This window comes from Xylophilus ampelinus (assembly GCF_003217575.1).
Taxonomy (GTDB): Bacteria; Pseudomonadota; Gammaproteobacteria; order Burkholderiales; family Burkholderiaceae_C; genus Xylophilus; species Xylophilus ampelinus.
On record NZ_QJTC01000004.1, the window covers coordinates 31,744 to 45,500 of the forward strand.

At 66.9% G+C, this 13,757-nt stretch carries 11 protein-coding genes; 4 read left to right on the forward strand and 7 right to left on the reverse strand.

The features are described from left to right. The first annotated feature begins 301 nt into the window (after nt 1-301). The 3 genes from DFQ15_RS04260 (at nt 302) to DFQ15_RS04270 (ending at nt 5,392) form a co-directional block, all read left to right on the forward strand. On the forward strand, nt 302-3,175 hold the full coding sequence (locus DFQ15_RS04260; RefSeq protein ID WP_233504279.1) for a ribonucleoside-diphosphate reductase subunit alpha: 2,874 nt from the start codon (nt 302-304) through the stop codon (nt 3,173-3,175). A gap of 166 nt (nt 3,176-3,341) precedes the next feature. Then, nucleotides 3,342-4,508: a ribonucleotide-diphosphate reductase subunit beta gene (locus DFQ15_RS04265; RefSeq protein ID WP_110464787.1), complete on the forward strand. Its 1,167-nt coding sequence runs from the start codon at nt 3,342-3,344 to the stop codon at nt 4,506-4,508. A gap of 179 nt (nt 4,509-4,687) precedes the next feature. Beyond that, nucleotides 4,688-5,392, forward strand: coding sequence for a histone (locus tag DFQ15_RS04270; protein WP_110464920.1), 705 nt, complete (start codon nt 4,688-4,690; stop codon nt 5,390-5,392). A gap of 83 nt (nt 5,393-5,475) precedes the next feature. Here DFQ15_RS04270 and DFQ15_RS04275 read toward each other — a convergent pair whose 3' ends face one another. From DFQ15_RS04275 to DFQ15_RS04305, 7 genes are all read right to left on the reverse strand, one after another. Continuing rightward, nucleotides 5,476-6,360: a carbohydrate kinase family protein gene (locus DFQ15_RS04275; protein WP_110464788.1), complete on the reverse strand. Its 885-nt coding sequence runs from the start codon at nt 6,358-6,360 to the stop codon at nt 5,476-5,478. Between the two features lie 48 nt (nt 6,361-6,408). Beyond that, nucleotides 6,409-7,716, reverse strand: a complete 1,308-nt coding sequence (locus DFQ15_RS04280) for a zinc-ribbon and DUF3426 domain-containing protein (protein WP_110464789.1) — start codon at nt 7,714-7,716, stop codon at nt 6,409-6,411. A gap of 58 nt (nt 7,717-7,774) precedes the next feature. Beyond that, nucleotides 7,775-8,665: a 50S ribosomal protein L11 methyltransferase gene (prmA, locus tag DFQ15_RS04285; RefSeq protein WP_110464790.1), complete on the reverse strand. Its 891-nt coding sequence runs from the start codon at nt 8,663-8,665 to the stop codon at nt 7,775-7,777. 102 nt (nt 8,666-8,767) lie between these two features. Then, nucleotides 8,768-10,117, reverse strand: a complete 1,350-nt coding sequence (gene accC / locus DFQ15_RS04290) for an acetyl-CoA carboxylase biotin carboxylase subunit (RefSeq protein ID WP_110464791.1) — start codon at nt 10,115-10,117, stop codon at nt 8,768-8,770. A gap of 15 nt (nt 10,118-10,132) precedes the next feature. Further along, a complete protein-coding gene (gene accB, locus DFQ15_RS04295; RefSeq protein ID WP_110464792.1) occupies nt 10,133-10,582 on the reverse strand; it encodes an acetyl-CoA carboxylase biotin carboxyl carrier protein in 450 nt (149 codons plus the stop codon). A gap of 154 nt (nt 10,583-10,736) precedes the next feature. Next, nucleotides 10,737-11,330, reverse strand: coding sequence for a TlpA family protein disulfide reductase (locus tag DFQ15_RS04300; protein ID WP_110464793.1), 594 nt, complete (start codon nt 11,328-11,330; stop codon nt 10,737-10,739). A 29-nt stretch (nt 11,331-11,359) separates the two neighbouring features. Further along, the gene (locus DFQ15_RS04305) at nt 11,360-11,950 is read right to left on the reverse strand and encodes a hypothetical protein (protein ID WP_110464794.1); all 591 of its coding nucleotides are present in this window, start codon (nt 11,948-11,950) and stop codon (nt 11,360-11,362) included. 288 nt (nt 11,951-12,238) lie between these two features. Here DFQ15_RS04305 and mpl point away from each other — a divergent pair, with 288 nt between their 5' ends. Further along, on the forward strand, nt 12,239-13,753 hold the full coding sequence (gene mpl / locus DFQ15_RS04310) for a UDP-N-acetylmuramate:L-alanyl-gamma-D-glutamyl-meso-diaminopimelate ligase (protein WP_110464795.1): 1,515 nt from the start codon (nt 12,239-12,241) through the stop codon (nt 13,751-13,753). Nucleotides 13,754-13,757 lie beyond the last annotated feature (4 nt).

The following is a 13,757-nucleotide window of genomic DNA, read 5'->3' on the forward strand; positions in this document are numbered from 1 at the left end:
CGCGCCTCTCCAGCCCAAAACGTCCTGCAAGCCGCGCCGGTGCAAGCCTTGCCAATTTGGCCGTTGGCCTTTACGCTACCACTACCGGTAGCGTACGAGCCCTGACCCATACACCATATATGGGGCTTGGGGCCTGCAAAACCGTGTTTCCACCGCCTCTGTTCTACGCGCCGAGCCATGTCCTCGGCGCGTTTGTTTTCTGCCCTCCATCCGTTTCCAGAGGAATTCAATGCAGCCTGCCGCCCTTCTCGCCGCCCTCGCGCCCACCGCCACCCGCCATCCCCTGGCAGCAGACACCCCGATGACGGCCAGCGTCACGTCCCCCGTCGTCGGCAATTACCAGATCATTCGCCGCAACGGCGCCGTTGTGCCGTTCGAGCCGAAGAAGATCGCCGTGGCGCTGATGAAGGCTTTCCTGGCGGTGCGGGGCACCCAGGGCGCGGCATCGGCCAGCGTGCGCGAGACGGTCGACGAGTTGACACAATCCGTGGCGCGCGCGCTGGTGCGCTCGCGGCCGGGCGGCGGCACCTTCCACATCGAAGACGTGCAGGACCAGGTCGAGCTGGGCCTGATGCGCGGCGGCCACCACGAAGTGGCGCGCGCCTACGTGCTCTACCGCGAGCGCCATGCGCAGGAGCGCGCTCGCCAGCAGGAGGAGGCCGCGCCCAGCACCCCGTCGCTGCACGTCACCGACGGCGACCAGCGCTTCGTCCTCGACACGGCCCGGCTGCGCAGCCTGATAAGCGCCGCCTGCGAGAACCTGGGCGCCGACGTGAAGGCCGATCCGATCCTGGCCGAGACGATGCGCAACCTCTACGACGGCGTACCGGTCGACGAGGTCTACAAGGCCTCGATCCTCGCCGCGCGGACCCTGATCGAGAAAGACCCCGACTACACCTACGCGACCGCCCGCCTGCTGCTGCACACGATCGCCAGGGAAGTCCTGGGCAAGGACGTCACCCAGTCGGAGATGGCCGCGGCCTATGTCGACTACTTCCCCGGCTTCGTGCAGAAGGGCGTCGACAACGAACTGCTCGACCCGGCGCTGCTGACCTACGACCTACCCCGCCTGGCCGCGGCGCTGAAGGCCGAGCGCGACCTGCGCTTCGACTACCTCGGCCTGCAGACCCTGTTCGACCGCTACTTCCTGCACGTGCGCAAGAGCCGCATCGAGCTGCCGCAGGTTTTCTTCATGCGCGTCGCCATGGGCCTGGCGCTGAAGGAAAAGGACCGCGAAGCCCGCGCGATCGAGTTCTACGAAGTGCTCTCGTCGTTCGACTTCATGTCGTCCACCCCCACCCTGTTCAACAGCGGCACGCTGCGCTCGCAGCTGTCGTCGTGCTACCTGACGACGGTGCCCGACGACCTGGGCGGCATCTACGAATCGATCAAGGAGAACGCGCTGCTGTCGAAGTTCGCCGGCGGCCTGGGCAACGACTGGACCCGGGTGCGCTCGCTCGGCTCCCACATCAAGGGCACCAACGGCGAATCGCAGGGCGTCGTGCCGTTCCTGAAGGTGGTCAACGACACCGCCGTGGCGGTGAACCAGGGCGGCAAGCGCAAGGGCGCGGTCTGCACCTACCTGGAGTCCTGGCACCTCGACATGGAAGAGTTCCTGGAGCTGCGCAAGAACACCGGCGACGACCGCCGGCGCACCCACGACATGAACACCGCCAACTGGATCCCCGACCTGTTCATGCGCCGCGTGATGGAAAAGGGCAGCTGGACGCTGTTCTCGCCATCCACCGTGCCCGATCTGCACGACAAGTTCGGCGAGGATTTCGAGAAGGCCTACGTCGCCTACGAGGCCCAGGCCGCCGCCGGCCAGCTGAAGCCGTCCAAGACCGTCCCCGCGACCGACCTGTGGCGCAAGATGCTCTCGATGCTGTTCGAGACCGGCCATCCCTGGATCACCTTCAAGGACGCCTGCAACGTGCGCTCGCCGCAGCAGCACGTCGGCGTGGTGCATTCGTCCAACCTCTGCACCGAGATCACGCTCAACACCAGCGACGAGGAAACGGCCGTCTGCAACCTCGGCTCGATCAACCTGCTGCAGCATCTGAAGCCGGCGCCCGAAGGCACTGCCGGAGGTTCGGTCCTCGACCACGAGAAGCTCAAGAAGACGATCAAGACGGCGATGCGCATGCTCGACAACGTGATCGACATCAACTACTACGCGGTCGAGAAGGCCCGCGTCTCCAACATGCGCCACCGGCCGGTGGGCATGGGCCTGATGGCCTTCCAGGACAGCCTGTACGAGCTGCGCATCCCCTACGCCTCGCAGGCCGCGGTGGAGTTCGCCGACCAGTCGATGGAAGCCATCTGCTACTACGCCTACTGGGCTTCGTCCGAACTGGCCCGTGAGCGCGGCCAGTACGAGAGCTACAAGGGCTCGCTGTGGGACCGCGGCATCCTGCCCTTCGACACCATCAACATGCTGGAGAAGGCCCGCGGCGGCTACGTGGAAGTGGACCGCTCCTCGACCCTCGACTGGGACGCGCTGCGCAAGAAGATCGCCGCCGACGGCATGCGCAACTCGAACTGCGTGGCCATCGCGCCGACGGCCACCATCTCCAACATCGTCGGCGTCGACGCCTCGATCGAGCCCTGCTTCGGCAACCTCTCGGTCAAGTCGAACCTGTCGGGAGAATTCACCGTCATCAACGGTTATCTGGTGCGCGACCTGAAGCGCCTGGGCCTGTGGGACGACGTGATGGTGATGGACCTGAAGCACTTCGACGGCTCGCTGCGTCCGATCGACCGGGTGCCGCAGGACATCAAGGCGCTCTACGGCACCGCGTTCGAGGTCGAGACCACTTGGCTGGTCGAGGCCGCGGCCCGTCGCCAGAAGTGGATCGACCAGGCGCAGTCGCTCAACATCTACATGGCCGGCGCATCGGGCAAGAAGCTCGACGACACCTACAAGCTGGCCTGGCTGCGCGGCCTGAAGACCACCTACTACCTGCGCACCCAGAGCGCCACGCATGCCGAGAAATCGACGGTGCAATCGGACCGCCTGAATGCGGTGTCGTCGGGCGACCCGCACGTCGCCCAGGCCAACGCGGTGGCCGCGTCCGGCGCGCTCGAAGCCGCTGCCGCCCAGGCCGGTGCGCTGCCCGCGACCGACGTGAAGTTCTGCGCTATCGACGACCCGACCTGCGAGGCGTGCCAGTAAAAAAGCCCCAGCAAGACGGCCCCCAAAAAACGCGCGGACATCGCGGTGGAAATCCTCTCCGCGCGATGCCCGGCAGCAACATCGAGGCATGTGGAAATGCATGGACCTGTGACAGGTCCTTTTCATTTCCCATGCCTGCTTTCATAATCCGACCACTGGAAAACCTATGCTGACCTGGGACGAAGAAGTCAAGCCCTCGACGCCGACACCGCAGCCCGACACCACGGCCGGTTCGCGCGACACGACGGCCTCTGCGAACACCGCTGCGACGCCATCGGATGCCGCACCCGCAAGCGCCACCGCAGCGCCGGTGCACCGTCGCGTCAACGCGGCCGACAAGCGCATCATCAACGCCAAGACCGACGTCAACCAGCTCGTTCCCTTCAAGTACAAATGGGCCTGGGAGAAGTACCTGGCCACCTGCGCCAACCACTGGATGCCGCAGGAAGTGAACATGACGCGCGACATCGCGCTGTGGAAAGACCCGAACGGGCTGACCGAGGACGAGCGCCGCATCGTCAAGCGCAACCTCGGCTTCTTCACCACCGCCGATTCGCTTGCCGCCAACAACATCGTGCTGGGCACCTACCGCCACATCACCGCGCCCGAATGCCGCCAGTTCCTGCTGCGCCAGGCGTTCGAGGAAGCGATCCACACGCACGCCTACCAGTACATCGTCGAGTCGCTCGGCCTCGACGAGAGCGAGATCTTCAACGCCTACCTCGAAATCCCGTCGATCCGCGACAAGGACGAATTCCTGATCCCCTACATCGAGGCGATCATGGACCCGAACTTCCACACCGGGACCTTCGAGACCGACCAGACATTGCTGAAGTCGCTGATCGTCTTCGCCTGCCTGATGGAGGGCCTGTTCTTCTACGTCGGCTTCACCCAGATCCTGGCGCTGGGTCGGCAGAACAAGATGACCGGCGCGGCCGAGCAGTACCAGTACATCCTGCGCGACGAGTCGATGCACTGCAACTTCGGCATAGACTTGATCAACCAGCTGAAGCTCGAGAATCCGCAGCTCTGGACGTCCGAATTCAAGTGCGAGATCAAGAACCTGTTCCTGAAGGCGGTAGAGCTCGAATACAAGTACGCCGAAGACACCATGCCGCGCGGCGTGCTGGGCATGAACGCGTCGATGTTCAAGGGCTACCTGCGCTACATCGCCAACCGCCGCGCCACGCAGATCGGCCTGGAGCCGCTGTTCCCGAACGAAGAAAATCCGTTCCCCTGGATGAGCGAGATGATCGACCTGAAGAAGGAGCGCAACTTCTTCGAGACGCGCGTCATCGAGTACCAGTCCGGCGGAGCGCTGTCCTGGGACTGAGCGCCTTCGCTCACCACATGCATTCAAATACACGCCCGCTTTTGGACACACCGATAAGAGTGTGCAAGGCGGGCGTTCCCGCATTCATGGCACTGGGGCAACGCCTCCATCGCCATGAATCGCTTCGTGCGGCGCGCTGCGCATGAAGTGCTCTTTGTAATATGACCAAGGAGAAAGTCATGGCAACTGCGAAAAAACCGGCTACCAAGAAAGCCGTCACCACGAAGAAGGCGGCCACCGCGACCAAGGCTGCGGCAACGACCACGAAGAAGCCCGTAGCGGCGAAGAAGGCCGCGACGACCGCCAAGACAGCGACGTCCAAGGCCGCGACCACCAAGAAGGCCACCGCCAAGAAGACCACCACCGCCACCAAGGCACCCCAGGTCAAGAAAGCCGCCGTAAGCAAGACGGCCGCCACGACCAAGAAGGCCGCGACCACCAAGGCAACGGCTTCCAAGTCGGCCTCTACCAAGGCGACGCCGGCGAAGAAGGCATCCACCTCCAAGGCAACCCCGGCCAGGAAGGTCGTTGCCAAGAAGGTCGCCGCACCTGCGAAGAAGGCAGCCGCCAAGGCTGCACCGGCACCGGCCAAGAAGGCTGCTGCGAAGAAAGTCGTGGCTGCCAAGAAGGCTGCTCCGGCTGCCAAGAAGGCCCCACCTGCGCCAGCGCCGGCTCCTGCGAAGAAGGCTGCTGCCAAGAAGGCCGCTGCACCGGCACCGAAGCCTTCTGCCAAGCCGGCAGCGACCAAGACCACCACCAGCAAGCCTGCCGCCCCCAAGAAGGCCAAGGCCGCCACTGGCGCGACGGCCACCGCAGCACCTGCGGCCCAGACCACACTGAACCCCCAAGCCGCATGGCCTTTTCCGACGGGAAGCAAGCCCTAAGCCTCGGCATGCCTCGCCCAACCCGGCATCCGCAAGGTGCCGGGTTTTTTGTTTCCGGGCGTTGTAGGTAGCGGCCCGGCAGGTCAGTCGAGCGTGTAGTTCTGCGGTCCGCGCTGGGCGATCTTGCGCGAGCCGATGCGGTTGCCCAACTCGGCGCAGCGAACCAAGTCCCAACCCTGCTCCAGCCCGTGCAGCAGGGCGCCGCGCCAGGCGTCGCCGCAGCCGGTCGGGTCCACCACCGCCTCGGCCGGAACACCCGCGACGCGCACGGCCGCTCCGTCGACCCAGACATCGCAGCCCTCGCCGGCCAGTGTCACGACCAGGCCGCGCACCTTGCGCGAAATGTCGGCCAGGCTCCAGCCGGTGCGCTCGGTGAGCATGCGGCCTTCGTAGTCGTTGACGGTGACCCAGTCGGCCTGCTCGACGAACCGGCGCAGCGCCTCGCCGTCGAACATCGGCAGTCCCTGGCCCGGATCGAAAACGAACGGGATGCCGGCCGCCACGAACTGTTCGGCATGCTGCAGCATCGCGTCTCGGCCGTCGGGCGAGACGATGCCCAGGGCGACGTCGGGACGCGCCTTGATCAGGTTGCGGTGAGCCTGCATCATCGCGCCAGGGTGGAACGCGGTGATCTGGTTGTTGTCGATGTCGGTGGTGATCATGCACTGGGCGGTGTGCAGGTCGTCCAAGGTCAGGACCAGTTCGGTGCTGATGCCCAGGTCGCGCAGCCGCTGCAGGTAGCCGTCGCCGTCGGTGCCGACCGCCGCCATCGGCAGCGGCGTCCCGCCGAGCAGCTTGAGCGCATAGGCGATGTTGCCGGCGCAGCCGCCGAAGTCTCGGCGCAACGACGGCACCAGGAAGGACACGTTGAGGATGTGGATCTGGTCGGGCAGGATCTGCTCGGCGAACCGTCCCTCGAAATTCATGATGGTGTCGAACGCGAGAGAACCGCAAATGATGGCTGCCATGGGTGTGGGGGTAGAAGGAGTAAGAAAGCGACGGCGGCCGTGCCGCCGTCAGGGATAGAAAGCCAGCAGGCCGTAGCCCGCGATGCGCGAGGCCATCGCCGGGTCCTGCACCCGCATCGGCAACGTGCCGCTCCAGGCGCCCTGCGGCTGCAGCAGTTGCGGCGCCCGCAGGTCGACCGGCTCCAGCACCCGGCGCACCAGCGTCTGGCCGTCGGTATCGGTAAGGGTCAGTTCGAGCGCCGGCATGGCGAGCGGCGTGGTGGCGCTGCTGCGCAGGTCGATGCTCAGCTGGTAGAGGTTGCCGTGGGTCTTGTTGAAGGCCGAGCCTTCGATGGCGATCGCCTCGATCTGCCGGCGCGGCCCCACCTGGCACGACAGCGGCACGCAAAGTGCGGCCAGCACCGGCCGCAGCGCAGGCACCGTGGCGGCGAGCCGGTCGCGCTCCCGCAGGGCAGCCTGGCCGGCCAGCGCCAGAGCCAGCAGCCCGCAGACCAGCGCCGATACGGCGACGATCGCCGGCCGTCGCCAAAAAGCCTTGCGCTCGGCGAGGCGCACGAAGTCTAGCTCCAGCAGCTTGGCGTCTTCCTCGGGATCGGATTCTGCCTCCGCCTCGGCGGTGCCTGCCATCGGCACCTCGTGCACCGCGAAAACCGAATCGTAGAGCGGACTCTGCGCGACGTCGCTGTCGGCCGTCTGCAGCAGCAACGCAGACGGCACGTCCTCGGTGAGGATCGGCACCGCCAGCGGGCCTTCGGCGGACACCGGCCGGCCCGACGCCGCCAGCGCGCGGGCCTGCTGTGCCGGCAGGAGCTCGGGGTCGGTGTCGTCGAAAGGGTTGGCGGGTGCATGCGCGAGACCTGCATAGGGCTCCTGCCGCGTTTCTTGCCAGGCGGTGCTGTGGCCGCTGCGGGAATGGAACAGGTCTTCGTATTCGTCTTCGCCCTGCTCGTCCACCGGCTCGGGTGCGTTGCTCCGGTGCAGCAGTGCGCTGGCGCCGGAGCGGCGCAGCCATACCGACGGTGCCTTTGTCGGCGCTGCAGCGCTGGCGGGTACAGGCAGGGGCGTCGGAACCACGCCCGGGTCGTCCGAAAGCGGCGGAGAACCGAGCACAGGCGTTTCGAGGGGCGAAGCGGCCATAGCGGTCGCAGCGGCTACCGGATCGTTCACCGGCCCAGGCGCCGGCGCGTTGGCGCCATCGGCGACCCCCGCCACTTCTTCTTGCGACTGCAGATGCCGCGCCGCATCGAAGATATCTGAACAACGGCCGCACCGTACCCAGCCATCCGAGATGCGGAGTTGGTCGGGCACGATCTTAAACATCGTGGCGCAGTTGGGGCAGCGGGTGATGAGGCTCATGGCAGCCCGGATTCTAGGCAGCTGCCGAGGCGTGTCCGGCCCCGAGTCCGCGTCGTGCTCAAGCCGGTGCGCGTCGCGCGGTCATCAGGATCCAGCCGTCTTCGGTATCGGCCACCGACAGCGCCAGGTACGGCGCATAGGCGGCTTTCAACTCTTCGGCCTGGCGTGCCAGGATGCCGGCGAGCACCAGCGACCCGCCGGGCGCCACATGGGCGCAGAGCAGCGGCGCCAGCACCTTGAGTGGCGTGGCCAGGATGTTGGCCAGCACGGTGCCGTAGACGCCCTGCGCCTGTGTCGGCGGGCCGGCCTGCAGCGCTGCAGCGTTGGCGGCCGCATTCTGCAGAGTCGACTGCACCGCAGCCTCGTCGATATCGACCGCGTCGATCTCCGACGCGCCGTAGCGCGACGCGCCGATCGCCAGGATGCCCGAGCCGCAGCCGTAGTCGAGCACACGGCCCAACGGCGCAGCCTGGCGAGCGATCCAGCGCAGGCACATGCGGGTCGTCGGATGGGTGCCGGTGCCGAAGGCCAGGCCCGGATCCAGCCGGATCACGTGACGCGCGGCGGCCGGCGGCTCGTGCCAGGTGGGAACGATCCAGAAATCGGGTGTGATCTCAACCGGCGCGAACTGCGACTGGGTGAGGCGCACCCAGTCCTGCTCGGCCACCTCGGAGATCTCCAGCACCTGGCAGTCGGCGAAGAAATCCTGGGCCGACAGCAGCGTGGCCGGTTCCCGGGCATCGGCGTCCTGGGCGAACAGCGCGATCACCCGGGAGCGCTGCCAGCCGTCTTTCGGCGGCGGCATGCCGGGCTCGCCGAACAGGGCCTGCTCGGCATCGGTCTGCGCATCGGCATCCTCGACGCTGACGGACAGCGCATCGAGCGCCTCCAGAGCATCGCTGACCGGCTCCACGCGGTCCTCGGGAACGAGCAGCCGAATCTCAAACATGCAGTGCTTTCGTCAGAGCAACCGCGGAGCCGGCTTCGCCGGGCCGCAGGTAGCGCCCCCTCGAGGGGGAGGCGCCGCAGGCGCTTCGGGGGGGAGGCGTCCTCATCGCTTGTGCTGTACCAGCCACTCTTCCAGGTAGTGGATGTTGGTGCCACCTTCCTGGAAACGCGCGTCGAGCAGCAGTTCGCGGTGCAGCGGGATGTTGGTGCTGATGCCTTCGATCACCGTCTCCAGCAGCGCGGTGCGCATGCGGGCCAGGGCCTGCTCGCGGGTGTCGCCGTGGGTGATGATCTTGCCGATCATCGAGTCGTAATTCGGCGGCACGAAGTAGTTGCTGTAGGCATGCGAATCGACCCGCACGCCCGGGCCACCCGGCGCGTGCCAGGTGGTGATCCGGCCGGGAGACGGGGTGAACTTGTAGGGATCCTCGGCGTTCACCCGGCATTCGATCGCATGGCCGCGCAGCTCTATCTGGCGCTGGGTGAACGGCAGCCTTTCGCCGGCCGCGACCATGATCTGCGTCTTCACGATGTCGACGCCGGTGATCAGCTCGGTCACCGGATGCTCCACCTGCACCCGGGTGTTCATCTCGATGAAGTAGAACTCGCCGTTCTCGTAGAGGAATTCGAAGGTGCCGGCGCCGCGGTAGCCGATCTTCTTGCAAGCAGCCACGCAGCGCTCGCCGATGCGCTCGATCAGCTTGCGCGGAATGCCCGGCGCCGGCGCTTCCTCGATCACCTTCTGGTGGCGGCGCTGCATCGAGCAGTCGCGCTCGCCGAGGTACACCGCGTTGCGGTGCTTGTCGGCCAGGATCTGGATCTCGATGTGGCGCGGGTTCTGGAGAAACTTCTCCATGTACACCGCCGGGTTGTTGAACGCGGCACCGGCCTCGGCCTTGGTCATCTGCACCGCGTTGATCAGCGCGGCCTCGGTGTGCACCACCCGCATACCGCGGCCGCCGCCGCCTCCGGCGGCCTTGATGATGACGGGATAGCCGATCGACTTGGCGATCCGCTTGATCACCACCGGATCGTCGGGCAGTTCGCCCTCGGAGCCGGGCACGCAGGGCACTCCGGCCTTGAGCATCGACTGCTTGGCCGACACCTTGTCGCCCATGATGCGGATCGACTCGGGCGTGGGGCCGATGAACTGGAAGCCGCTCTTCTCGACCCGCTCGGCAAAGTTGGCGTTCTCGCTCAGGAATCCGTAGCCGGGGTGGATCGCCTCGGCATCGGTCACCTCGGCCGCCGAAATGATCGCCGGCATGTTGAGATAGGAGTTGGACGAGGCGGCCGGGCCGATGCAGACCGCCTCTTCGGCCAGCTTGACGTACTTGGCGTCCTTGTCGGCCTCCGAATAGACCATCACGGCGGTGACGCCCATTTCCCGACAGGCACGCTGGACCCGCAAGGCGATCTCGCCGCGGTTGGCAACTAGGATCTTCTTAAACATCTAGGCGGACCCGGCTCAGGCGATCACGAACAAGGGCTGACCGTATTCGACGGCCTGGCCGTTCTCGCCCAGGATCTGGGTCACGATGCCCGATTTGTCGGCCTCGATCTCGTTCAATATCTTCATCGCCTCGATGATGCAAATCGTGTCGCCTTCCTTGATCTGGCTGCCGACCTCGACGAACGAATTCGCGCCCGGGCTGGCGGCGTGGTAGAGCGTACCCACCATCGGTGACTTCACGATATGGCCGGCCGGCAAGTCGGGCTCGACGGCCACCGGGGCCGGCGCGACCGGGGCGGGGCCGACAGCGGGCGCGGCCACCGGTGCCGGCATGGCAAACTGCTGGACGACCGCGCCGCCACCCTTGACGATGCGGACCTTGCCTTCCGCTTCGGTGATTTCGAGTTCGGAAACGTTCGATTCGGAGACCAGGTCGATCAGGGTCTTCAGTTTGCGCAAATCCATGAATGCTCCAGCCGGCAGATGTAAGCTGCCTGTAAAAAATAGAGCGCGAATTTACTCCAATTTGGAGATACCGCGCGCTTTGCCCCTCAATTTCTCGTAAAGCGGCCGAGGTTTATGAATGCCTCGGCCGTATTCGAAGGGGTGCCGACCCTCTCTACGCTGCGGACCAGCGCTGCAGATCGGACTGGCTGAGTTGGCCCATTTTACGGTGCAGCACGCGACCGCCCTTGTCGAGGGCCACGGTGAAGGGCAGGCCGGCCGCATCGTTGCCGAGCGTCCTGGCCAGGTCGGTGCCCTGCATGCCGGCCATCGCCACTGGAAACCGCACCGGCGTCGTCTGCAGGAACCGCCGCACGGCCGACGGCTGGTCGATCGCGACGCCCAGCACCTGCCAGCCGTTACCGGCCACCTGCTGGCGGTGGAAGCGGTCGAGCATCGGCAGCTCTTCCACGCAGGGGGGGCACCAGGTCGCCCAGAAGTTGACCAGCAGCGGTCGGTTGCGCAACGCCGCCATGTCGAGCGGCGCGCCGGTCGGCGTTTCGAACGACTGCTGCCACAGCGCCGCCGCGTCGTCGGCGCCGCCTGCCGCTTCGCCCGGCATCCAGTGCCGCCACGACACCGCGGCACCCGTCAAAGCCGCCACGCCGCCTGCGGCTACCACGAGCAGGCCACGGCGTTTGCGTGCCGGGACCGTGCTTGCGCCGGCAGGAGAGTCGGTGGGCGATGGGCGGTCGGTCGGGTCGGTCATGCGGGGAAACAGAATATAGGGAATGCGCGTCAGCCGGTCTGCGCCAGCAGTGCCCGCACCGCCGCGACATCGCCGCGCGGCGAGCGGCCCTTTGAATCGGGCCGCAGCGCGCCGCGCATGTCGTCAAGGTCGTAGACCAGCAGGTGCACTCCCACCATTGTCTGCAATTCGGTGCAGCGGGCGGCCAGCGTCAGCGCCTCCACCGGCTCGCCGTGAAGACCGGTGACGGTCTGCGGCTCGTAGTCGACTCGGTGGTCGATCAGCGCGATCTCGGCCGACTTGCAGTCGTCGCAGAACAGCTGGATATAGACGTCGGAATGCCGGGTGGCCGTGCCGTGCCAGACGGCGCCGGCCAGGTACGGCCGGAACTGCGCCATGCGCTCCATCCAGACGACGGCCAGTTCCCGCAATGCCCGCAGTTCGGCCGGCTGCGTGTCGGCGCAGAACAGGTCGATGTATTCGCGCACCGCGTCCTCGATCTGGTCGTTGTCGGGCAGCGCGGAACGGCCGGGCAGGCCCAGCTGCTTGACGGCACGGCGCTTGGCCGCGCCGTACTCCAGCCCTTCCTCCACCACCAGCCGGGCTGCGGTGGCGGCAATCTCGGCTTTGGGTGTGTCCATAACGATCCTCGGTGGGCGGGCCTGCATTCTCGCGCGAAGCCGCCGCCGCGCCGCGCCGGCGACGCCACGCCCGATTGCGGCACAGGGGAAAACGCTATTAAATTTATAGCTACTGGTCGAAGCGGGATAACGGCTGGCCGCACCTCGGACCCTCACCTTTAGAGCGGCTAACACAACCCTTCTGGCGTCGTTGCCGCACCTTGTCGTACTACTCGTACTGTCTGCGATGCGGCGCATAGCCAGAACCGCTTCGCTGGGTTGTGTTAGCCGCTCTTAGAATCGCGCGCCATGCATATTCACATTCTGGGCATCTGCGGCACCTTTATGGGCGGCTTGGCCGCCCTGGCGTGCGAGGCCGGCCACCGTGTGACCGGCTGCGACGCCGGCGTCTACCCGCCGATGAGCGACCAGCTGCGCGCCCTCGGCATCGACCTGATCGAAGGCTTCGGTGCCGACCAGCTGGCCCTGGCGCCCGACGTGTTCGTGGTCGGCAACGTCGTCAGCCGCGCGCGGCTGGCCGACGGCACGCCCACATTCCCGCTGATGGAGGCGATCCTCGACACCGGCGCCCGCTACACCAGCGGCCCCCAGTGGCTCGCCGAGAACGTGCTCCAGGGCCGCCACGTCCTGGCCGTCGCCGGCACCCACGGCAAGACCACCACCACCTCGATGCTCGCCTGGATCCTGGAGCACGCCGGCCTCGCCCCCGGCTTCCTGATCGGCGGCGTCCCCCAGAACTTCGGCGTATCCGCCCGGCTGGGCAACCCGCCCAACCAGGCAGAAGAATCCAGCAGCATCTCCCAGTCCGAGCCACGCCAGGGTCCCCCTGGCGCAGGCGGGGCCTCCCCCTCAGGGGGTGGCGAATTACAGGCGCGGCAGCGCCTGAAAAGCCGGGGAGCCTTTGTCCTAGAAGCGGACGAATACGACACCGCCTTCTTCGACAAGCGCAGCAAGTTCGTCCACTACCGGCCCCGCACCGCGGTGCTGAACAACCTCGAGTTCGACCACGCCGACATCTTCGACGACCTGGCGGCGATCCAGCGCCAGTTCCACCACCTGGTGCGCACCGTGCCGGCCAGCGGCCGGCTGGTCGTCAACGGACAGGAGCCGGCCCTGGCCACCGTGTTGGCCCAGGGCTGCTGGAGCGAAGTGCGCCGCTTCGGCGCGCCCGGCGACGACTTCGCCGCCGCGGGCGAGCCGCATGCGTTCGACGTATTGCAGCACGGCCGGCGGGTCGCGCATGTCGCCTGGGAGTTGACCGGCGTGCACAACCAGTACAACGCGCTGGCGGCGATCGCGGCGGCCGAGCATGTCGGCATCGCGCCTGCGGCATCCGCGGCGGCGCTGGCCGAATTCCGCAACGTCAAGCGCCGGATGGAGGTGCGCGGCACGGCCGGCGGCGTGACGGTGTACGACGACTTCGCCCACCACCCGACCGCCATCCGCACCACCCTCGACGGCTTGCGCCGCCGCCAGGGCGCCGGTGGAGCAGCCCGCATCCTGGCGGTGTTCGAGCCGCGCAGCAACACGATGAAACTGGGCCACATGGCGGCGCAGCTGCCGTGGAGCCTGGAAGACGCCGACCTGTCGTTCTGCCATACCGCCGGCCTGGACTGGGACGCCGTCGCCGCCCTGGCGCCGCTAGGCGCCCGGGCCCGGACCGCCGCCAGTATCGACGCCCTGGTAGCGCAGGTGGCCGCCGCCGCCCGGCCGGGCGACCAGGTCGTCTGCATGAGCAATGGCGGCTTCGGCGGCATCCATGCGCGGCTGCTGCAGGCGCTGCAGGCGCGGGCGCCGGGCTGACAGC